We start from the raw sequence: 20,510 nt of genomic DNA, 5'->3' as shown, positions 1-20,510 counted from the left end.
GGCCGTGAGTCGAACAGGTCGGCTGACAGAGGTCAGCCGACCACCTTCTTCAGCGCATCACCGAGGGCACTGGCCTCGTCCGCGGACAGCTCCACGACGAGTCGGCCGCCACCTTCGAGAGGGACCCGCATGACGATGCCCCGTCCTTCCTTGGTGACCTCCAGCGGACCGTCACCGGTCCGCGGCTTCATCGCCGCCATGCGTGTATCCCTTCCCGCGTTGTCGGCCGCCCCGGAGGGTAACCGGCGTATTCACGTTTCTGTGATGTTCTATTATCCCGCCTCCGAGCTCAAAAAGGTAACGGCCGGGATCCGGTCAATGGATCAATGCGAAGGGGCACGCGTTGTGGGCGGACCGGACGTGACCCCACACTGGGTGGGGTGAACGCCCGAGCCGCGCTTTTCGATCTCTATGGGGACCACCTTCGCACCCGCGGCGGCCGTGCCTCCGTGGCCGCGCTCGTGCGGCTGCTCGCGCCGCTCGACATCGCGGCGCCGGCCGTCAGGACCGCGATATCCCGCATGGTCAGACAGGGCTGGCTCGATCCCGTACGGCTGCCGCAGGGACCGGGGTACGCGGTCACGCCGAAGTGCGAACGCAGGCTCGACGAGACGGCGGCCCGCGTCTACCGCGGGGGCGACGCACCCTGGGGCGGCCGCTGGCACGTCCTGGTGCTCGAACCGGTCAGGGACCGGGCGCGGCGCGAGCGGCTGCGTGCCGACCTCGCCTTCCTCGGGTACGCCCCGCTGTCGGAGACGGCCTGGATCGGGCCGCGGCCCTCGCGGGAGCTCGACGCGCTGCGGGTTCCCGGCCATCGGTTCGACGCCGCGTACGAGGGCGACCCGCGGGACCTGCTCGCGCGCGCGTGGGACCTGGACGCCATCGGCAGCGCGTACGAGGATTGGCTGGCCAGCGCCGCGGACCTGGTCGGCTCGCTGCCGGACGACGCCCCGGACGACCGGGTCTTCGCCGTCCGCAGCCGGCTGGTGCACGGCTGGCGCAACTTCCTGTTCCGGGACCCCGGGCTGCCCGCCGACCTGCTGCCGCCGGGCTGGCCGGGTGAGAAGGCCCGCGCCTTCTTCGAGCAGGAGGCCACCCGGCTGCTGCCCGCCGCCGCCGCGTTCGTGGACCGCACACTGAATGGAGCCGCCTGAGATGACCGTGAGTTATGACGTCGACGAAGCCGTCGCCACGATCACGCTGAACCGCCCCGACGCGATGAACTCGCTGACCGTCGCGATGAAGACCGGCCTGCTCGCGGCCGTGCGGCGCGCCGCCGACGACGCGTCGGTGCGGGCCGTGCTCCTGACCGGCGCGGGCCGGGCCTTCTGCGCGGGGCAGGACCTGCGCGAGCACGCCGACAACCTCGACCGGGGCCTCGGCCTGGCGAACACCGTGCGCGAGCACTACAACCCGATCGTGCTGGCCGTCGCCACGATGGGCAAGCCCGTCGTGGCCGCCGTCAACGGGGTGGCCGCCGGAGCGGGGGCCTCGCTGGCGTTCGCCTGCGACTTCCGCGTGGCGGCGGAGAACGCCAAATTCTCGATGGCGTTCACCGGGATCGGGCTCGCGCCCGACTCCGGCGCGTCCTGGACCCTCCAGCGGCTCGTCGGCCCCGCGCGCGCCAGGGAGATGCTGCTGCTCGGCGACGTCGTGGACGCCGCCAGGGCCCTGGAGCTCGGCCTGGTGGGCGAGGTGGTCCCGGCCGACCGGCTGGCGTCCGCCGCCCGCGACCTCGCCGTACGGCTCGCGCAGGGACCCACCCGGGCGTACGCCGCGACCAAGGCGGCGCTGGACCACGCGGCGTCGTCCTCCCTCGCCGAGGCGCTGGAGCGGGAGGCGGAGCTTCAGGACGAGTGCGCGGCCAACGCCGACCACGCGGCGGCGACGAAGGCGTTCCTCAACAAGGAAAGGCCTACCTTCGAAGGGCGCTGACCTGCGTGCTGACCTGGGCGCTCACGGCCTCGCGGACGTGGCAGTCGGCCACGTGGTCGTTCACCAGTCCGATGGCCTGCATCAGGGCGTACGCCGTGGTGGGGCCGACGAAGCGGAAGCCGTGCTTCTTGAGCTCCTTGGCCAGCGCCGTGGAGCCGGCGGTGCGGGCCGGGACGTCGGCGAGGGTGGCAGGGACCCTGCCGGGCTCCTCGGCGTACTTCCACACCAGCGCCGACAGCCCGCCCGCCACCTCCAGGGCGGCGCGGGCGTTGGCGACGGCCGCCTCGATCTTGGCGCGGTTGCGCACGATGCCCGCGTCGCCGAGCAGGCGCTCCACGTCGCCCTCGTCGAAGGCCGCCACCGCCGGGATCGAGAACCCGGCGAACGCCTTGCGGAAGTTGTCCCGCTTGCGCAGGATCGTCAGCCACGACAGGCCGGACTGGAACGCCTCCAGGGTGATCCGCTCGAAGACGAGGTCGTCCCCGCGGACCGGACGGCCCCACTCCTCGTCGTGATAGGCGATGTAGTCCGGGGTCGTGCCCGCCCATCCGCAGCGGACCACCCCGTCGTCGTGCACCGTCACCACGCTGTCACCAGGTCTCCTCCGCGTCGGCGCGGTCGCCGTCCCAGCCCTCGCGGACCGCCGCGGAGGGCGCCTCCGGCTGACGCTCGGAGTCTTCGGCCTGCTTCGTTTCGGCCTGTTGCGTTTCGGCCGGTTTCGTCTCCTCGCGCGCCTGCGGCCGGGCATACGATAACTCGGCCACGCGCTGCTCCAGCACCGCGATGCGGGTGTCGCGCTCCCCGAGCGCGACCGAGACCCGGTGCAGGGTCTCGTCCACCGCCTGGGTGCTGTAGCCCACGAGACCGATCGGAAGCCTGAGCGCGATCAGGTCGGCGGGAGTCATCTGGCCGGCCGCCGGCAGGTCGAGCGGCGACACGTCGGGGGGGAACTCCGCCATCTCGCCGCCGTGTCCCAGCGAGACCATGACCACGCAGGCGATCACGGCGAGTCCGGCGATGACGAGTACGACCAGCACATACGAATCGTGCCACAACTCTTCAGCGTGCGAGCATGGAAGCATGACGCGCGTGATCGGGCCCGACGACGAGACCGAGCCCGGCTGGATCGAGGCCGCCTCGCTGCCGGAGGCGTCCGCGCTGGCCCGGGCGGGACACACCGTCGTCGTGACGCTCCCCGAAGACGAGACCGAGGCGATCGCGGCCGCGGCCGCCTACGCCTGGGCGGGCGCGAGCGTCTTCCGGACGTCCCACGACGTGCGGCAGGCCCTCGACATGACCGAGGCCCTGCTGGGCCGCCGGCCTCCCGCCCTGACCCGCCGCGGCCTGGCCTAGCGGCTCTCCTAGCTCTCGCCGAGCTCCTCGCCCGTGGGGCTGAGGTGGAGGGTGGGCCGCTCCACCATGTCGAGCGCCTCCTCCACCGTGGTCGCCCACGAGATCGCGTCGAACACGTTCGGCCGCGTGAAGCCCTGCTCGTACATGCCGTCGACCAGGTCGCGCAGCGGCCCGTACAGGCCCCACGGGTCGAGGACGACCAGCGGCCGCTCGTGCAGGCCGAGCACCCGGGAGGTCCAGATCTCGAACAGCTCCTCCAGCGTGCCGATACCGCCCGGGAGCACGAGGAACGCGTCGGACCTGGCGTCCATGACGCCCTTGCGCCCACGCATGTCGGCGGTGACGATCAGCTCGTCGGAGTCGGTGTCGGCGATCTCGATGTCGACCAGGGCCTGGGGGATCACCCCGACCGTGTGGCCGCCGCCGTCGCGGACGGCCCGGGCCACCTCGCCCATGCAGGAGACGATCGCGCCCCCGCTCACGAGGCCGTGGCCGCGGCGGGCCAGCTCGGCGCCGACCTCCCGGGCGAGGTCGAGGTACTTGCGGTCGATCTTCTGGCTGGACGAGCAGTACACGCAGACGAACACACCGCAACCCTACTGAGTGGCGGCGCGCCGATCCGCGTCGACGATGAGCCGTACGGCCTCGTCGGGGTCGTCGGTGACCGAGACCAGCTCGATGTCCTGCGGCGAGATCTTTCCGGTGGTCAGCAGCGTGTCGCGGATCCAGTCGATCAGCGGCGACCAGAAGGCGACGCCCATCATGATCACCGGGAACGAGGTGACCTTCCGCGTCTGCACCAGGGTCAGCGCCTCGAACAGCTCGTCGAGCGTCCCGAACCCGCCGGGCAGGGCCACGAAGCCGCTGGCGTACTTGACGAACATCGTCTTGCGCACGAAGAAGTAGCGGAACTCGATGCCGAGGTCCACGTAGTCGTTGAGGCGCTGCTCGTGCGGCAGTTCGATGCCGAGGCCGACCGAGACGCCGCCGGCTTCGAGTGCGCCCTTGTTGGCCGCCTCCATCACACCGGGGCCGCCGCCGGTGATCACCGCGTAGCCCGCCTTGGCGAGCGCCGCGCCGACCTTCACCCCGAGTTCGTACTCGGGGCTGTCGGGACCGGTGCGGGCCGAGCCGAAGACGGTCACCGCCGGGGGAAGGTCTGCCAGGGCGCCGAAGCCCTCGACGAACTCCGACTGGATGCGCAGGACCCGCCAGGGATCCTCGTGCAGCCAGCCGGTGGGGCCGCGGCGGTCGAGCAGGCGCTGATCGTGGGTGGATTCCGGGACGAGGCCGCCGCGGACCAGCGACGGGCCCTGCCGGCGTTCGGGTCGGGTGTGATTCATGACGGTCACGCTAACGGTCCGGGTCGGGAACGGTGCAAGACGCACGCACTGCCCTGTCACTCCACGTCCCAAACGCACCGGAAGAATCTTGAAAAAGATCCGCGGAAGGATGGAACCGGTCGCCGAGGAGGCTCCGTCTAAGGAACGAGGGTGCTGCTCGGGACGAAAGTGGCTTTCCCCGCCAAATGGCCGGCGAGGAGAGCCACTTTCTTCTATCTACGGGCGGTTCTGCGGCTGGTTCACTCGGTCAGCCAGGCCGTCATCCGGCGCTCGCTCTCGGTGATCCTGGCCAGGCTGACGTTCTCCCCCGCCTGGTGCGCGATGTCGGGGTTGCCCGGTCCGCAGTTGACCGCGGGCATTCCGAGGGCCGAGAACCGCGCGACGTCGGTCCAGCCGAGCTTGGCCCGGGGCGTGCCGCCGATCGCGGCGGCGAACGCCGCGGCGACGGGGTGGGTCAGCCCCGGCCGCGCGCCCGGCGCTCCATCGGTGAGCCGCACGTCGAAGCCGTCGAAGACCTCCTGGACGTGGGCGAACGCCTCCTCCAGCGTGCGGTCGGGGGCGAAGCGGTAGTTGACGGTCACCACGCACTCGTCCGGGATCACGTTCCCGGCCACTCCGCCGCGTACGCCCACCGCGTTGAGCCCCTCGCGGAACCGGAGGCCGTCCACCACCGGGCGCCGCGCCTCGTACCGGGAGAGGGTCTCCAGAACCGGCGCGATGCCGTGGACGGCGTTGACGCCCTCCCACGACCGGGCGCTGTGCGCGCGCACGCCCTTCACCGTGATCTCGGCGCGCAGCGTGCCCTGGCAGCCGCCCTCGATCAGCCCGTCGGTCGGCTCCATCACGACCGCGAAGTCACCCGTGATCCATTCGGGATGGGTGCGGGTGAGCCGCAGCAGGCCGCTCCGCTCGGCCTCGATCTCCTCGCAGTCGTAGAAGACGAAGGTCAGGTCGCGGTTCGGCTCCGCCAGCAGGCAGAGCTTGAGCTGCACGGCCACGCCGCTCTTCATGTCGGACGTCCCGCAGCCGTACAGCACGCCGTCCTCGACCCTGCTGGGCAGGTTGCCCGCCACCGGCACCGTGTCGATGTGCCCGGCGATCACCACCCGCTCGGCCCGGCCGAGGTCGGTCCGCGCCACCACCGCGTCGCCGTCCCGCAGCACCGTGAGGTGGGGCAGCGGCCGGAGCGCCTCCTCGATGGCGTCGGCCAGCGCCTTCTCCGCGCCGCTCACCGATTCGATGTCCACCAGTTGCGCCGTCAGCGCGCCCACGTCCTGGGCAAGGTCAAGCCGCATGCCATCCGACCCTAATCCACAGGCTCACGCGATCTGCACGGTGGCGACGGGCTTGGTGTCCTTGCGCCAGCCGTCGTGGCCGCTCGCGGCCGTCCAGGTGACGCCCTCGAAGCGCACCTGGCGCAGGCCGTACTTCTGCGCGTGGGTGACGTACCACGCGGCGACCAGCCAGCCGCGCTTGGGCGCGGAGTCCGTGCCGAGCGCGCGCACGAGCTGCTTGCGCGCGGCCGCGGGCCGCGACGTGACCGGCTTGTCGGACGGGGGGTACCAGCAGTGGACGGCCTGGGGCACGCGTCCGATGAACGCCGCCGAGAGGATCTTGGCGTTGTACTCGTGGTCGGCGTAGGCCGAGCCGTCGGCGGAGCGCTGCACCGCCTGGGCCGCCTCGTGCAGCGGCAGGGTCCGGTAGTGCTTCACCTTCTCCAGCGCGGCGAAGAACTTCCGCGCCGCGTAGACCGGGTCCTGCAGCTGCTCGGCCGTCCCCCAGCCCTGCGAGGGGCGCTGCTGGAAGACGCCCACCGAGTCGCGGTCGCCGTACGGCAGGTTGGCCAGCTTGGACTCCTGGATCGCGGTGACGTAGGCGATCTGGAGGGCGCGCTCGGGGAGCTTGCGCCGCACCGCGACGGCGGCGATGGTCGCGGCCACCTGGGCCTGCTCGATGTCGAGGTCGAGCGTGCCGTCGGGGGTCTTGACCATGCAGTGTTCGCCAAGAGCGAACGGCTCGGTCCGCTTCAACAGGTGATAGGCGCCGTAGAAGATGGCCGCACCCAGCAGGATGACGATGACCATGACGGTCACGACGGGTTTGGTAAGGCGCCTTTCCACGTAGAGAACCTACCCGGGTGATCAGGGCAGCCGATCCACTCTGATGGAGCCGGGCGTGAGCGGACGGGCGTAGGACGACTCCCACTGACCGCCCTGCACTCGCTGGAACGACAGCAGGCGGCCGTCGCCCGCCCGGTAGTCGGCGAAGTCGAGCAGGCCGCGCTCGGGCAGCCCGGTGGTCCCCTCGGAGCGGAAGGCGGCCGTGCCGCGCTCGATGGGAGAGAACTCCACGCCGTCCACGATCAGCATGTGCTTGGCCGGCACCATGCCCTGGGTCGGCATGTCGGTCCACAGCAGGACCTCCAGGTGGAGGGGCTCGCCCTCCTTGCCCGGCCGTTCCTCCACCGACAGCCAGTTGTAGCGCCGGGCGCCCTCGTCCAGCAGATACTCCGTCCACTTCTCGCCCTGCATCGTGCAGTGCAGGGCGCCGACGGCCCGGTAGCGGGCGGCCTCCACGTAGACAGTGTCGCCCACCCTGATCGTGCGGGGGTCGAAGAAGCCGGCATCGGCCGCGGGATCACGTGGCGCGGACTCTCCCGGAGCGGCGGGCGGGGTGCGCACCGTCTCGCGCGTGCGGTTGCGCCGGGCCCCGGCGAAGGCGCCCAGCACGACGACGACCGCGGCGAGGCTCAGCACGATCACGATCGCAGTCATGGCGCGCGATCCTACTGGAGGCGGCTCACCGCCGCATCGACACGCTCGTCCGTGGCGGTGATGGCGATGCGGACGTGGCCGCGCCCGGAGTCCCCGTAGAACTCGCCCGGCGCGACGAGGATGCCCTTATCGGCCAGGGCGCGCACCTGGTCCCAGCAGCCGGTGCCGTTCGTGGCCCACAGGTAGAGCCCGGCGGCCGAGTGCTCGACCCGCCAGCCGGCCCGCTCCAGCGCGGGCCGCAGCACCGCCCTGCGCCGGGCGTACCGCTCCCGCTGCTCGTCGGCGTGCGCGTCGTCGTCCAGCACCGCCGCCGTCGCGGCCTGGACCGGGGCGGGCATCATCATGCCGGCGTGCTTGCGCACCTCCAGCAGCCGCCGTACGAGCCGGGGGTCGCCGGCGACGAAGCCGGCGCGGTATCCGGCGAAGTTCGACCGTTTCGACAGCGAGTGGACCGCGAGCAGGTTCTCGTGGGAGCCCTCGCACACGTCCGGGTGGAGGACGGAGACCGGCTGCTCCTCCCAGCCCAGCTCGATGTAGCACTCGTCGGAGGCGACGACGGCGCCGCGCTCGCGCGCCCACGCGACGACCTTGCGCAGGTGCTCGGCGGGCAGGACGCGCCCGGTGGGGTTGGACGGCGAGTTCACCCACACGAGGGGCACCCGCTCGGGGCCCAGCGCGAGGAGCCCGTCCGTCGCGAAGGGCTCGGCCCCGGCCAGCCGCGCGCCCACGTCGTACGTGGGATAGGCGAGCTCGGGGAAGACCACGCGCTCGCCCGGGCGCACGCCGAGCAGCGTCGGCAGCCAGGCCACCAGTTCCTTCGAGCCGATGGTCGGCAGCACGTCCGCGGGGTCGACCGTGACGCCGTGCCGCCGCCGCAGCCAGCCCGCGGCCGCCTCACGCAGCCGCGGCGTGCCGTACGTCAGGGGATAGCCGGGGCTGTCGGCGGCGGCGGTGAGCGCCTCGCGGGCGACCGGGGGCACCGGGTCGACCGGCGTGCCGACCGACAGGTCGACGATTCCGCCGGGATGCGCCCGCGCCAGGTCCTGATAGGGCACGAGCCGATCCCATGGGAAGTCCGGCAACGCAAGCAAAGAAAATCCCCCAGTCGTCACGGACCGCGCCGGTCAGGCGTCGGTCAGTGGTCCTCGCTCTGCGGCGGGAGCGCCGCGATCAGCGGGTGGTCCTTGTTGACCTTGCCGACCTTCGAGGCGCCGCCGGGCGAGCCCAGGTCCTCGAAGAAATCGACGTTGGCCTTGTAGTAGTCCTTCCACTGCTCGGGAAGGTCGTCCTCGTAGAAGATCGCCTCTACGGGGCACACCGGCTCGCACGCACCGCAGTCCACGCACTCGTCGGGGTGGATGTAGAGCATGCGTTCGCCCTCGTAGATGCAATCGACGGGGCACTCCTCGATGCACGCCTTGTCCAGGACGTCCACGCAAGGCTGCGCGATGACGTACGTCACCTCGGGCTCCTTCTGGGTTGCACGGCTCGACCGCGGGTTGCTAGCCCTAGTATTGCGGTGCCTGCCGACTAGCCGTAACAGGAGGGGGGCAATCGTCGTGGCCCCTCGGCTCGTAGCCCGTCTCGTGGTCGCCATCACCCCTGCCGACGTGGGCAAACGGGTGACGACGCGGCGAAGAGTGCCCGGAGGGCACCGGGACGCGGTCGGCGTGTTGGAATCCTGGCGCGACGGGGTGCTCACCGTGCGGAAACGGGACGGAAGCCTCGTCGAGATCGCCGAGGACACCCTGGCCGCGGCCAAGGTCGTGCCGCCCGCGCCGCCCGCCCGGTAATCCCCGCGCCTGCTGCGGACGCCGACTCGGTAATCCCCCAGCGCGCCGCCGCGCACGCTCGCCCTGGCACGGGGAGCATACGCGGCGTGACCATACGTGCCTGCGTCGTGACGATCTCCTCGGCGGCCGTCCTCCTCTTCGCGGCCTCCGCGTGCTCGAAGCCGTCGTCGTCGGACAAGCCGCTGCCGCCCCTGAACCCCCGGGCCGACAGTCTGGAGTCCGGGTTCGGCACTATGGACAGGCTCGTCGAGGCGGCCAAGAAGGAGGGCGCGCTCACCGTCGTAGGCCTGCCGGGCGGCTGGGTCGGTTACAAGGAGATCATCGCCCGCTTCTCCGACAAGTACGGCATCAAGGTGACCTCGATCGTGCCGGAGGCGAGCAGCAAGCAGGAGATCGACACCGCGGCCCGCCTGAAGGGGACGAATCAGGCACCGGACGTGTTCGACCTCACCCTGGAGGTCGCGGTCGCCAACGCCAAGCTCTTCGCGCCGTACCGGGTGACCGGCTGGGCGGACATCCCCGACGAGGCCAAGGAGCAGCGGGGACGCTGGTTCGCCGCCTACGGCGGATACATGTCGATCGGCTACGACCCGAGGAAGGTCCCCGCCCCCGCGTCGTACGGCGCGCTGGTCAGGCCGGGGACGGTGGTGGCGCTGCCGGGCGACCCGCGGCGGGTGGCCTCGGCGTTCAGCGCCGTGATGGCCGCCTCGCTCGGCAACGGGCTGCCGGACGCCGCGCGGGGCGTGGACCTGTTCGCGCGGCTGAAGAAGGGCGGCATGCTCGGCCGGCCCGACCAGGCGACCGCGGTGGTGGACTGGGACTTCATGAACGCGGCGCGGGCCGCCTCCGGGCGCGGCGCGGCGGCCTGGCGGGTGACGATCCCGAAGAACGAGGTGCTCGCCTCCTACTACATGCAGGCGATCAGCGCCGACGCGCCGCACCCGGCCGCCGCCCGGCTGTGGGAGGAGTTCCTGCTGTCCGACGAGGGCCAGAACCTCTTCCTCAAGGCGTACGCGCGGCCCGCCCGGATGGAGGCGATGGAGATGCGCGACACGCTGAACGGGGACGCCGCCGCCAGGCTGCCGGAGGCGTCCGGCGACCCGGTGATCCTGAGCATCCCCGAGCAGGACCAGGCCAAGTCGTACGTGACCGCGCACTGGGCCCAGACGGTCGGCTGAGTCACCTGATCTCGCGGAGGCGACGGAAGCCGTAAAGTGTGTCGTTATCCCAGCAGTCTCACAAGTCGGCATGAGATTGCGGCAATCCCGACACCGGGCACCACGTGTCAGAATGCGAGCCGATCTTGAGGTACGAAACTCCCAGTCTCACCCGATGGAACGCTCGCGCCTACGACAGCTCCTTCGGCTACGTCTCGGCTCAGGGCGCGCCGCTGGTGGAACTGCTCGACCCGCGCCCCGGTGAGCGCGTGCTCGACCTCGGGTGCGGCACCGGCGTACTGACCGCCGACATCGCCAGGCGCGGCGCCCACGTGCTGGGCATCGACGGCTCCCACTCCATGATCGAGCAGGCCATCGCGCACCACCCCGGACTCGACTTCACCGTGGGCGACGGCTACGACTTCACCGTCGCCCAGCCGTACGACGCGGTCTTCTCGAACGCGGCGCTGCACTGGATGAGCCGCGACCCCGACGCGGTGATCGACTGCGTGCGGGAGGCGCTGCGGCCGGGCGGCAGGTTCGTCGCCGAGATGGGCGGCGCGGGCAACTGCGCGGCGCTGACCTCCGCCGTGCTCACCGCCTGGCGGGAGTACGGTCTGCCCGAACCCGAGCTGCCGTGGTACTTCCCCAGCCCGGCCGAGTACGCCCACCGCCTGGAGAAGGGCGGGTTCACGGTCCGGCTGCTGGAGTATTTCGACCGCCCCACCCCGCTCGACGAGTGCCCGAACGGCGCCGCCGACTGGGTCAGGATGTTCGCCGGCTCGCTGCTCGACCGGGTCCCCCCGGCGGCCGTGGAGCCGCTGCTGCGCCGGGTCAACGAACTGGCCGCCCCCGCCCTGCGCCGGGAAACCGGCTGGATGGCCGACTACGTCCGCCTCCGCTTCGCCGCGGAACGTCACTGACCTCTCCCACGACGAGGCGGTTTGCCAGACTATGGACTGGTCTTTGTGAGTGATGGGGAAAGCATGAACTTCTGCCTGAGTGACCTCGTGCCACCGCTGCGCTGGAGTGACGCTGCCCGCATCACGACCCTGGCCGACCGGCCCGGCCTGCCGGACGCCTGGTGGCGGACGCTGCCCCTGCACCGGGTGCTCGCCGTCCTGGACGCCGAGGCGCTGGGCGATCTGCTCACCGAGCTCGCGCTCGGCCACTGGCCGGCGGCGGCCGTCGGCGACGTGCTGCCCGCGCTGCACGTGCTGGACCCCGACGAGGCCGACGACCCCCAGGTCGCGATCGCGCTCGACCGGGCGGGGTCGTGGCACGGCCTGCTCGCGCTGTCCGGCCGGGAGCTGGCCGACCAGCCGTTCGTCAAGGCCCGCCCCGTGCTGGCCGCTCTGTTCACCGCCGTGTTCTTACGGATGTCCCCGGAGGAGGCCGAGCCGGTCTCCGAGCCGGTCGCCGAGTCGGCCGGGCCGGTCGCCGAGCCGGACGATCCCCCGGAAGAACAGATCCGGGACATCCCCGCGCTGATCGACGCGGCGTTCAGCGACCTGGACGACCAGACCTGGATGGTGGCGCAGAACCGGGTCTTCGCCGACGAGCCGTCCGACCCCGAGCAGCTGGCGAAGCTGCTGGCGGTCCCTCCCGTCGTCATCCACGATCTCGAAGCGGCCCTGCGCGACCGGCTGTCCCGCTGGCTCGCGCTGCCGGAGGCGACGCCGTACAACGAGCACCTGGCCCGGCTCACCGGCACGATCGGAGCCGCGTTCCCGAAGGAGCGGTTCGTCACGGCCGCCGAGTGGCACGGGCGCGACCTGCCCTCACTGGAGGTGCCCGCCTGGCGGTTCGTGCTCGCCACGCTCCCCGGCCACCGCCTCTTCGGCGACTGGCTGGTGGCCGGCGACATCGAGGAGCTGCGGGAGAGGACGCGGAACCTGATCGCCTCGGCCGAGCGACCGCCGACCGTCCCGCAGGCGCTGGAGATGATCGGCTCTCTCGGCGTCCGTCCCGACGTGGCGAGGCAGTGGCTGGAGAGCGTGCCGCAACTGCGCGCCCAGAAGGCGTCCCAGATCGACCCCGACCGGCAGCAGGACCGGCAGCAGGACCGGCAGCCGGGCGGGCAGCAGGGCGGGCTCAAGGATGTGGCGCTGACCCGGCGGTGCTTCCGGCAGCCGGACGGCAGGTGGTGGCTCAGGGTGGACGTCTCCGGCCACCACCTCCACGGCGGCGAGGTGCCGCTGCCGAGCGGGTTCGCCGCGTACGTCGGCCTCGCGCCGGGCGAGGACCGCACGGTGCGCAGCGCGGCCGGTGAGGTCGGCCTCTCCTGGCACGCGCGGCCGGCCCTGGCCTCCCTGCAGCGGATTCTCAGCGAGGTCTCGGCCGAGGAGGGCAGCCACATCTTCCTGACCCTGTCCGAGGAGGGCACGCTGCGCATACGGCACCTGCCCGCGGCGAACGGCGGCGACGAGACGAGCCGGGCACTGCGCCTGGTGGGCTACACCGCGGCGAGCGGCACGCCCGAGCAGGCGGCGCGGGTGATCGCGACACGCGTCGGCCTCACCGCACCCGTCGAGCGGCCCGAGCTCCTCGCGCGGCTGCGAGAACGCGGGGACCGCGACCTGCTGACCCTGCTGGGATAGCCCGTGCCCCGGCTCGCGATCTCCCCGGAGTTCCTGCGCGGGCTCGGCGCGCTCACCCGGCCGGTCCGCCGGGACGTCGCCGTCGCGGTACGCCGGTTCCTGCTGAACGCGTCCGCCGCGCCGCACCCCGAGAGGGTGCGCAACTCCCGCGATCCCCGCGTCGCCACGCTGCGGCTCGCCGACCGCCACCGGGGGGTGGTGGTGCGGCAGGAGGACGTCTACTGGCTGCTCACCGTGCTGCCGGACGCCGAGGCGTGGTCGTACGCGCAGCGGCACAGGTTCGGCGTCAACACGGCCATCGGGATCGTCGAGACCTGGGACGCCGAGGCCCTGGAGCGGATCGAGCCGGCCCTGCGCCGCGCCTCGGAGACCGGCGGCCGGCCGCTGTTCGAGAACTGGTGCGACGCCGATCTGCTGAACATCGGCGTCGACGCCCACCTGCTGCCGCTGCTGCGGCTGATGACGTCGGAGTCGCATCTCGCGGCCGTGGAACCGCTGCTCCCGTACAGCCAGTACGCGCCGCTCGCGGCGCTCGCCCGCGGCGGCTCGCTCGCGGCCGCCTGGCGCGAGCTGGACACCTGCCGCTCCCGCGTCGCCGACGAGATCGACCCCGAGGACCTCCTGGCGGCGCTGCGGCGCAGCCCCGCCCGGGCCGCGTTCGCCGCCGACGCCGCCGAACTCGATCGCATCCTCACGCTGCCCGCCTGGTGCACGTTCCTGTACCCGCCGCAGCACACGTACGCCAACTGGCCGGCGTACGAGCAGCCGGTGCTGATCACCGGGGGCGCGGGCACCGGCAAGACGGTCATCGCGCTGCACCGGGCGGCCCTGCTGGCCCGCGCGGCCACCGGCCCGGTGCTGCTGGTCACGTTCTCCCAGAGCCTCGCGACCGAGCTGTCCGCACGGCTCGACATGATCATCAACGACGAGGTGGTCCGCAAGCGCGTCGAGGTGGGCAACGTCGACAGGCTCGCGCACCGCATCGTCGCGGAGGCGGAGGGCCGCGCCCCCGCCCTCGTCTCCTCCGACGACCTGGCCGAGCTGTGGCAGGAGGCGGCCGTCGGGCGCTTCGGCAGCGCGTTCCTGCTGCGCGAGTGGGAGCAGGTGATCCTCGCGCAGGACCTTCGGACGCTGGAGGAGTACCAGGCCGCCGCCCGGCCCGGCCGCGGCGTCTCCCTGGACGCCGAGGCCAGGACGATGGTGTGGGAGGCCGTCCAGCAGGTCGTACGGCGGCTGCGCGAGTCCGGCCGGCGCACCCTGCTCCAGCTCGCCTCCGAGGCGGCGGGCCTGCTCGGGCGGGCCGTGGGCGACCTGCTGGGCGACGAGGCGCCGGGGCGGGAGCCGTACCGGCACATCGTGGTGGACGAGGCGCAGGACCTGCACCCGGCCCAGTGGCGGCTGCTGCGGGCGGCGGTTCCCGCCGCCCCGAACGACCTGTTCATCGTGGGAGACCCGCACCAGCGCATGTTCGACACGCGGGTCGCGCTGGCGGACGTCGGCATCCCCGCCCGCAGGTTCCACCTGAAGATCTCCCACCGGCTGCCCGACGAGATCCTGTCGTGGGGAGTGCGCCTGCGCGGCGGCGGTCCGGCCGACGGCCTGGTCGCGGGCAACGCCGCGATGTACGGCTACCGCGCGCTGGACTTCGGCACGCGTCCGATGGTGCGCGAGTACGTGAACGCGGAGGCGGAGATCGCCGGACTCGTCTCCACCGTGGCCGAATGGCTGGAGGAGGGCGTGCCGACCGCCCAGATCGCGGTGGCCGCGCGCACCTCTGACCTCGTGCGTACCGCCCGCACCGCACTACGCGAAGCGGGCATCACGGTCAAAGTCACCTCGCTTCATGGCATGAAAGGGCTGGAATTCCGCCGGGTGGCCGTGATAGGCGTGGCTGACGGAATCGTGCCGGCGCCGGACGCGCTGACCCCGGCCGACGAGGACCCGACGGCCCGGGCGCACGATCTGCAACGCGAACGGGGGCTGCTCTACGTGGCGTGCACGCGGGCGGGGGAGTTGCTCTACGTGTCCTATTCGGGGCGCGCCAGTCCCTTCATCCCGGCCTGACGACCGATCCCCTAGTCTGAACTGCGGATATATTCCCCTTGCCGGTTGGACCTGCATGAATCTCAGCCTTAGCGACATCGTGCCTCCGCTGCGCTGGACCGCGCCCAGTCAGGTAGAGCCGATCGCGAGCGACCCCGGTCTTCCCGACGCGTGGTGGCAGGCGCTCCCCCTCGACCGGGCCTGTGCGGCGGTGGGGACCGGCCAGGTCGCCTCCCGGCTCGCCGACCTCACCATCGCCTGCTGGGCGCACCTGGTCCTCGGCGACATCCTCCCGCTGCTGAGGTTCACCCACCCCGAGGAGAGCCTCCAGACGCCCGGCCCACGGGAGAGCGTCCACGAGCTGTACGTCGACGTGATCGACAAGCTGCTGGCCACCGAGCCGGCGCGGGAGCCCGCCGGGGCGCCGGTCCCGCCGGCCCTCCCCGAGCGGCCGATGCCGGAGATCATCGACGAGATCTTCGCCCGGCTGGACGACCGCCAGCGGGCCATCGCGCGCGACCGGCTCTACTTCGACACCTCGCAACACCCCGGCCAGGCCCAGCGGGCCACACTGGACGAGCTGGCCCAGCGCTTCTCGGTCACCCGCGAGCGCATCCGGCAGATCGAGCGCGACCTGCGCGACCACGTGATGGACTGGCTGAACGGCCCGTCCGCCACGCCGCTGAACGCCCACCTGTCCTGGCTGCGCACCCGGTTGGGCTCTGCCGTGCCCGCCGACGACCTCGCCGCGGCCGTCCCGTGGCACCGCACCGAGCTGATCACGCTCGCGATCCCCGCCTGGCGGTTCGTCCGTACGCTCCTGACCGGGTACGACCAGGTGGACGGCTGGCTGGTCGCGGGCGGCGCGGACGAGCTCAGGGAGAAGACGCGGCAGCTGTTCACCGACGGCCCCCGGCCGCTGGAGGAGGCGGTCTCCCTCGTCGCCCAGCTCGGCATCCGGGAGGACGTCGCCGAGCGCTGGCTGGCGTCGGTGCCGCACCTGCGGGTCATGGAGGGCCACGTCGTCCCCTGGCCGCGCAGCATGGGCGACAAGGCGGAGGCCGTGCTGGCGGTCGCCCGCGTCCCGCTCACCCCCGAGGAGATCCAGGCCCGCATCGGCGAGGAATACAGCATCGTCGGCATCCGCAACCAGCTCGCCTCCGACGAGCGGTTCATCCGGCTCGACCGCAGCAAGTACGGCCTGCGGCGCTGGGGCGGCGACGAGTACCTCGGCATCCGGGAAATGATCATCCGGGAGATCGAGCGCGCGGGCGGTGAGGCGTCCGTGAGCACGGTCGTGGACAACCTGACCTCCCGCTACGACGTGAGCGAGAGCTCCATCAGGGCGTACGCCGGAGGGCCCGGGTTCGAGCGGACCCAGCGCGGCTACATCAGAGTGGCCGCCCAGGACCAGGCCGAGCCGTACCAGCCGCGCCGCGACGTCTCGATGACCCGCCGCTGCTTCCGCAGCAGGGACGGCCGCTGGTGGCATCGGGTGGACGTGAACGCCGAGCACCTGCGCGGCTCGGGCTCCCCACTGCCGACCGGCTTCGCCGCGCACCTGGGCATGGCGCCCGGCGGCCAGCTCACCGCCTCCACCGCGTCGGGCGAGGTGGTGATCAGCTGGCACAACCAGCCGACCATCGGCTCGATCAGGAACGTTCTCGCCGAATACAACGCGTCCGAGGGCGACCACGTCTTCCTCACGGTCTCCGACGGCGGCGAACTGCTGACCCGTTTCCTGCCCGTGGCGGCGGCCGGGCTGCCCGCGATCAACCAGGCGCTGCACCTGATCGGCTACACCGCCCCGGTGGCGTCGGAGGCCGAGGGCCTGCGGCTCATCGGTGCCCGCATCGGCCTGCCGGAGGGGGTCACCCGCGAGGAGATCCTCGACCGCCTCCGCGAACGCGGCGACCGCGACATCATGCGCTTCCTGACCTGAGAGTTCTCCGATGTGAGGACGTTGATCAGGGGCCGGGGACGGGATGTCGGGGGTGCCGCGTAGGCTCGGAGCATGTTGCGGCTCCACGACACCCTGACCCGCCAGGTCGTGCCCGTCGCCCCGGCCGGTTCGCGGATCCTGCGGATGTACACCTGCGCCGCGCACGGGCCCGCCGGCCTCGCCGACCTGCGCCCCGCCCTGCTCGCCGACCTGGTCCGCCGCGTCGCCGAACGCGCCGGGCTGCGGGTGCTCGCCTGCCGTAACGTCTCCGACCTCGTTCACCGAGACGGCGGTGACGGCGACGGCGCGTCTCTCGACGCCGACACGCTCGCGCTCAACATGCGCGCCCCCGAGCACTCCCCCAGGACCAGCGAGACGATGGGCCTGGTGATCGAGCTCATCGGACGGCTCATCGAGCGCGGCCACGCGTACGCCACCCCGGAGGGGGCGGTGTTCTTCGACGCGGCGTCCTTCCCCACGTACGGCGAGATCTCCGGCAAGCCGGGCTCCGCGTCCGACTGGCCCCTGTGGGAGCCTCCGGGAGAACCGGCCGGCGACGCCGGAGCGGTGTGGGACGCGCCCTGGGGCCGCGGGCTGCCCGGCCGCGACCTGGAGTGCTCGGCCACACCCCTGCGGTTCCTCGGCCCGCGCTTCGACCTGTACGTGGGCGGGGCCGACCTGTGCTTCCCCCACCACGAGAGGGCGCGGGCCCAGTCGAACGCCGCGACAGGTCAGGAGGCCGCCGCCCACTGGGCGCACTCCGGACACCTGCTGTTCGAGGGCCGCCCGGCCGGCACCGGGGACATCGTGCCGTTGTCCGGCGTCGTCGCCGCCGGTCTCGATCCCCTCGCCGTACGGCTGGCCCTGCTGGAGCACCACTACCGGCGGCCGGTCGACCTCACCTGGGACGGCCTTCGCGCCGCCGACGAGGAACTGCGGCGGCTGCGGCGGCGGGTGGCCGAGTGGGCGGAGTCACCGAGCCGCCCGATCGACGACGCCCACGCCGAGCGCGTCCAGCGGGCGCTGGACGACGACCTCGACACGCCGGGGGCGCTACGCCTGCTGCGCGACATGGAGGCCGATGAGTCGGTCGCGCCGGGGTCCAAGTTCGAGACCTTCCTCCACTTCGACCACGTGCTCGCCCTCGACCTGCCCGCGGACATCGGCCGGATCTGACGGGCACTTCCCACGCGCCGACGGCATTTCTCCCCCTGAAAGGCACTTCTCCCCCGTGGACGGGCCCGCCAGCCGATCACGTCCGCGCGTGAGCAGGCCGACAGCTGCTTGCGTGCCGTGTGCATGGGCGGCGGCATCAGCGGCTGCATGAACGGCTGCATGAACGGCTGCATGGACGGCTGCATGGACGGCGCGGCAGCCGCGTCAATTCCTTTCCCGCATGCTCGTTCGCCGCGCCCATCTGCAGCGGCATGGCTCAACCTGTCGCTCCAACAATTCGCCGCTCAGAGCGTGTCTGCGGCGCTACACCGTGAAAGAATTCATACAGGTTTTCGAATCACTTGAGGGGGTGTGATGGGTCTGTTCGGGTCAGATGCCGAGCACCCTCGTCGTTCGAATAATGCCGACGGCGACTGGTGGGATCGGTTGATCGCCGATTCCCCTCTGTGGGCCTCCGAAGGTTCGCTCGCTCGCGACGAATGCACCATTGGGTCTTTCCCGGTTGGCAATGACCGCTCAGGCGATGACGGCTCAGGCGATGACGGCTCAGGCGATGACGGTCCAGCCGATGCGCAGAATGACGGGGCCAGTGACAGCTGTGCCGCGAGTGGCTGTGCCGCGAGTGGCAGTGCCGGCAGCGCTGCCGGCGAGGGTGCTGCCGGCGACAGCGCTGCGAGGGCCGGTGCCGATGGGGTGCGTTCCGGCGGGGCTGGTCGGGGCCGGTCGTCGTGGGTGCTGGTGGGTTCTCTTCGGGAAACGGCGCAGGCGCTGGCGCTGACGCCGCTTCCGGAGGATGTGGACGTCTGTCTGGGTGAGGCTGAGGAGTTGATGTTCGCGCGGGATCGGATCACGTGTGCTCTTGCGGAGCGGGTGGGGCGGGTGCATCGGGCGGGGCAGGCCAGGCAGCATGGGCATGCCTCGACCCGTAGTTGGCTGCGTACGGCCGGGGGGATGAGTGGGGCGGGGGCGGGGCGCCTGCTGACTCTGGGGGTGGAGCTGGCCCGTCTGCCGGGGGTGCGGGAGGCGTTCGCCGCCGGGAGACTGTCCGCGGGGGTGGTGGAGGCGATCTGCGCCGCCACCGCGCAGTTGACTGATGAGCAGGCCGGGTTGGTTGAGCCGTTTTTGCTGGAGCTGGCGGGGAGGGCGGGTCCGGCGGAGGTGGCCAAGGCCGGGCGTTATCTGCGTGCGGTGCTGGACCCGGATGGGGAGGAACGCGATGAGCAGGCCGATTACGGGCGGCGGTTTTTGAGGGTCCGCCCCGGCAAGGGGGGTGGGCTGGAGGGGGAGTTCTACCTGCCCCGTGAGGCGGCCGCCCGGCTGCGTGCCCTGTTGGACGCCTACGCCAAACCCAAGGCCGAGGGGGATGACCGTTCGTTGCAGGTCCGCCAGGCCGACGCGCTGATCGCGCTGCTGGAGCAGAAGATCGCCACCGAGCTTCTGGTCCTGGTCAACGCCGAATCCCTCCCCGCCGACCCCGAGGACGCCACTCCCGCCGACAGCACCCACGCCGACGACACGAGCGACACCGACACCAGCGCCCCCGGCGACACCGGTGCCAGCGAGGACAGCGGTGCCAGCGACCCCCGCGACACGGGAAGCGCCGCCGACCCCTGCGACATCGAGGCCCCCGGCGACGCCGAGGACACCGGTGCCAGCGAGGACAGCGGTGCCAGCGCTCCTCACGACCCCCGCGACACTGGCGCCAGCGACCCCCGCGACACGGGAAGCGCCGACGATCCCGGCGACATCAAGGACAGCGGCGATATCGAGGACACCGGCGCCAGCGCCCCCGAAGACACCAGTGCCAGCGACTCCCGCGACACCGGTGACTGCACCCCCGAAGACACCGGTGACTGCGCCCTCCGCGACACCGGAAGCGCCGACGACCCGGGCGGTGCCGGTGCAGAGGCCGGGGCCGGTGCGGCTGTGGACGCCGCTGCCGAGAGTGCCGACCTTGCTGCCACCGGCCTGTGCGGTGAGGAGGCCGGCGGCTCCGGGGCCGGTCAGCAGCGGGCCGGTGGGCGCGGGCCGAACGACACCGTGAGCACCGCCTCTGCCGAGTGCGGCGACACCGCACCCGTCAAGGGCGAGGACTGCGCCCGTGCCGAGGGGCAGAACCGGGCCCCCGCGACGGGGGACGACCGCGCCCTCGCGACAGGGGACGATGGCGCCCTCGCCGAGGTGGAGGACAGCGTCGCCGGTGAGGCGGAAGCCACCGGCCCTGGGTGTCCTGACCAGATGGCCGACGCCGAGTTTCCCGGCGGCGGTGGCGCGCGTCCGCAGGCAGCGCCTCCGCACACAGCGCCTCCGCAGGCAGCGCCTCCGCATGCAGTGCAGCCGGATCCTCCTCCCGAGGACGCCGCTGTGCGTCACACCCACGCCGGGCACCGGCCT

The 20,510-nt window shown here is 72.1% G+C and carries 21 protein-coding genes; 11 read left to right on the top strand and 10 right to left on the bottom strand.

Going from position 1 to position 20,510, the window contains the following annotated elements:
* Positions 1-32: 32 nt before the first annotated feature.
* The gene (locus ABZ857_RS33545) at positions 33-200 is read right to left on the bottom strand and encodes a DUF3117 domain-containing protein (protein ID WP_076433904.1); all 168 of its coding nucleotides are present in this window, start codon (positions 198-200) and stop codon (positions 33-35) included.
* 180 nt (positions 201-380) lie between these two features.
* Here ABZ857_RS33545 and ABZ857_RS33540 point away from each other — a divergent pair, with 180 nt between their 5' ends.
* Both ABZ857_RS33540 and ABZ857_RS33535 read left to right on the top strand, forming a co-directional pair.
* Complete coding sequence (locus ABZ857_RS33540; protein ID WP_357051229.1) at positions 381-1,154, top strand: PaaX family transcriptional regulator C-terminal domain-containing protein; 774 nt, start codon at positions 381-383, stop codon at positions 1,152-1,154.
* The gene (locus ABZ857_RS33535) at positions 1,141-1,935 is read left to right on the top strand and encodes an enoyl-CoA hydratase-related protein (RefSeq protein WP_357051227.1); all 795 of its coding nucleotides are present in this window, start codon (positions 1,141-1,143) and stop codon (positions 1,933-1,935) included. Before ABZ857_RS33540 ends, ABZ857_RS33535 begins: the two co-directional genes overlap by 14 nt.
* Here ABZ857_RS33535 and ABZ857_RS33530 read toward each other — a convergent pair.
* Together ABZ857_RS33530 and ABZ857_RS33525 are read right to left on the bottom strand one after the other, a co-directional pair.
* Positions 1,916-2,521, bottom strand: coding sequence for a DNA-3-methyladenine glycosylase I (locus ABZ857_RS33530; RefSeq protein ID WP_357051225.1), 606 nt, complete (start codon positions 2,519-2,521; stop codon positions 1,916-1,918). The two genes, ABZ857_RS33535 and ABZ857_RS33530, sit on opposite strands and share 20 nt — an antisense overlap.
* A gap of 4 nt (positions 2,522-2,525) precedes the next feature.
* Positions 2,526-2,972 carry a hypothetical protein gene (locus ABZ857_RS33525; protein ID WP_357051222.1) on the bottom strand — a complete coding sequence of 149 codons (447 nt, stop codon included), beginning with the start codon at positions 2,970-2,972 and terminating at the stop codon, positions 2,526-2,528.
* 43 nt (positions 2,973-3,015) lie between these two features.
* Between ABZ857_RS33525 and ABZ857_RS33520 the strand changes: the two genes are divergently transcribed.
* Positions 3,016-3,288 carry a hypothetical protein gene (locus ABZ857_RS33520; protein ID WP_357051219.1) on the top strand — a complete coding sequence of 91 codons (273 nt, stop codon included), beginning with the start codon at positions 3,016-3,018 and terminating at the stop codon, positions 3,286-3,288.
* Between the two features lie 8 nt (positions 3,289-3,296).
* Here the strand turns inward: ABZ857_RS33520 and ABZ857_RS33515 are convergent, their stop codons facing one another.
* From ABZ857_RS33515 to fdxA, 7 genes are all read right to left on the bottom strand, one after another.
* Complete coding sequence (locus ABZ857_RS33515) at positions 3,297-3,875, bottom strand: TIGR00730 family Rossman fold protein (RefSeq protein ID WP_357051216.1); 579 nt, start codon at positions 3,873-3,875, stop codon at positions 3,297-3,299.
* 9 nt (positions 3,876-3,884) lie between these two features.
* The gene (locus ABZ857_RS33510) at positions 3,885-4,631 is read right to left on the bottom strand and encodes a TIGR00730 family Rossman fold protein (protein WP_357051213.1); all 747 of its coding nucleotides are present in this window, start codon (positions 4,629-4,631) and stop codon (positions 3,885-3,887) included.
* A 239-nt stretch (positions 4,632-4,870) separates the two neighbouring features.
* Positions 4,871-5,926, bottom strand: a complete 1,056-nt coding sequence (dapE, locus tag ABZ857_RS33505; protein WP_357051210.1) for a succinyl-diaminopimelate desuccinylase — start codon at positions 5,924-5,926, stop codon at positions 4,871-4,873.
* Positions 5,927-5,950: 24 nt separating this feature from the next.
* Complete coding sequence (locus ABZ857_RS33500; protein ID WP_357051207.1) at positions 5,951-6,751, bottom strand: hypothetical protein; 801 nt, start codon at positions 6,749-6,751, stop codon at positions 5,951-5,953.
* 21 nt (positions 6,752-6,772) lie between these two features.
* Entirely contained in the window at positions 6,773-7,405 is a 633-nt protein-coding gene (locus tag ABZ857_RS33495; protein ID WP_357051204.1) for a DUF4178 domain-containing protein, read from the bottom strand.
* An 11-nt stretch (positions 7,406-7,416) separates the two neighbouring features.
* Positions 7,417-8,496 (bottom strand): succinyldiaminopimelate transaminase, encoded by a 1,080-nt coding sequence (gene dapC / locus ABZ857_RS33490; RefSeq protein WP_357051201.1) that lies wholly within the window; start codon positions 8,494-8,496, stop codon positions 7,417-7,419.
* Between the two features lie 44 nt (positions 8,497-8,540).
* A complete protein-coding gene (gene fdxA / locus ABZ857_RS33485) occupies positions 8,541-8,867 on the bottom strand; it encodes a ferredoxin (protein WP_357051198.1) in 327 nt (108 codons plus the stop codon).
* 97 nt (positions 8,868-8,964) lie between these two features.
* On the opposite strand from fdxA, the gene ABZ857_RS33480 reads away from it, so the two are divergent.
* The 8 genes from ABZ857_RS33480 to ABZ857_RS33445 all read left to right on the top strand — a co-directional run.
* Positions 8,965-9,198 (top strand): hypothetical protein, encoded by a 234-nt coding sequence (locus ABZ857_RS33480; RefSeq protein WP_357051195.1) that lies wholly within the window; start codon positions 8,965-8,967, stop codon positions 9,196-9,198.
* Between the two features lie 86 nt (positions 9,199-9,284).
* Positions 9,285-10,376: an ABC transporter substrate-binding protein gene (locus ABZ857_RS33475; protein ID WP_357051192.1), complete on the top strand. Its 1,092-nt coding sequence runs from the start codon at positions 9,285-9,287 to the stop codon at positions 10,374-10,376.
* Between the two features lie 125 nt (positions 10,377-10,501).
* The gene (locus ABZ857_RS33470) at positions 10,502-11,278 is read left to right on the top strand and encodes a class I SAM-dependent methyltransferase (RefSeq protein ID WP_183542493.1); all 777 of its coding nucleotides are present in this window, start codon (positions 10,502-10,504) and stop codon (positions 11,276-11,278) included.
* Between the two features lie 63 nt (positions 11,279-11,341).
* Entirely contained in the window at positions 11,342-12,955 is a 1,614-nt protein-coding gene (locus ABZ857_RS33465) for a hypothetical protein (RefSeq protein ID WP_357051189.1), read from the top strand.
* 3 nt (positions 12,956-12,958) lie between these two features.
* Positions 12,959-15,019 carry a UvrD-helicase domain-containing protein gene (locus ABZ857_RS33460; RefSeq protein WP_357051186.1) on the top strand — a complete coding sequence of 687 codons (2,061 nt, stop codon included), beginning with the start codon at positions 12,959-12,961 and terminating at the stop codon, positions 15,017-15,019.
* Between the two features lie 55 nt (positions 15,020-15,074).
* On the top strand, positions 15,075-16,940 hold the full coding sequence (locus ABZ857_RS33455; RefSeq protein ID WP_357051183.1) for a sigma factor-like helix-turn-helix DNA-binding protein: 1,866 nt from the start codon (positions 15,075-15,077) through the stop codon (positions 16,938-16,940).
* A gap of 72 nt (positions 16,941-17,012) precedes the next feature.
* The gene (locus ABZ857_RS33450) at positions 17,013-18,116 is read left to right on the top strand and encodes a cysteine--tRNA ligase (RefSeq protein WP_357051180.1); all 1,104 of its coding nucleotides are present in this window, start codon (positions 17,013-17,015) and stop codon (positions 18,114-18,116) included.
* A 354-nt stretch (positions 18,117-18,470) separates the two neighbouring features.
* A partial coding sequence (locus ABZ857_RS33445) for a DUF222 domain-containing protein (RefSeq protein ID WP_357051177.1) occupies positions 18,471-20,510 on the top strand: 2,040 nt, incomplete at its 3' end.

The organism is Microbispora sp. NPDC046933, from assembly GCF_040644635.1.
GTDB lineage: Bacteria > Actinomycetota > Actinomycetes > Streptosporangiales > Streptosporangiaceae > Microbispora.
Note: the sequence above shows the minus strand (reverse complement) of the source record. Positions and strands in the feature narration are given on the sequence as shown.

What these genes read in the sequence shown, in the direction of transcription:
- ABZ857_RS33535 (WP_357051227.1), top strand. Translation starts at nt 1,141, where the DNA reads ATGGAGCCGCCTGAGATGACCGTGAGTTATGACGTCGACGAAGCCGTC.
- ABZ857_RS33450 (WP_357051180.1), top strand. Translation starts at nt 17,013, where the DNA reads ATGTTGCGGCTCCACGACACCCTGACCCGCCAGGTCGTGCCCGTCGCC.
- dapE (WP_357051210.1), bottom strand. Translation starts at nt 5,926, where the DNA reads ATGCGGCTTGACCTTGCCCAGGACGTGGGCGCGCTGACGGCGCAACTG.
- ABZ857_RS33465 (WP_357051189.1), top strand. Translation starts at nt 11,342, where the DNA reads ATGAACTTCTGCCTGAGTGACCTCGTGCCACCGCTGCGCTGGAGTGAC.
- ABZ857_RS33495 (WP_357051204.1), bottom strand. Translation starts at nt 7,405, where the DNA reads ATGACTGCGATCGTGATCGTGCTGAGCCTCGCCGCGGTCGTCGTCGTG.
- ABZ857_RS33510 (WP_357051213.1), bottom strand. Translation starts at nt 4,631, where the DNA reads ATGAATCACACCCGACCCGAACGCCGGCAGGGCCCGTCGCTGGTCCGC.
- ABZ857_RS33520 (WP_357051219.1), top strand. Translation starts at nt 3,016, where the DNA reads ATGACGCGCGTGATCGGGCCCGACGACGAGACCGAGCCCGGCTGGATC.
- ABZ857_RS33455 (WP_357051183.1), top strand. Translation starts at nt 15,075, where the DNA reads ATGAATCTCAGCCTTAGCGACATCGTGCCTCCGCTGCGCTGGACCGCG.
- ABZ857_RS33545 (WP_076433904.1), bottom strand. Translation starts at nt 200, where the DNA reads ATGGCGGCGATGAAGCCGCGGACCGGTGACGGTCCGCTGGAGGTCACC.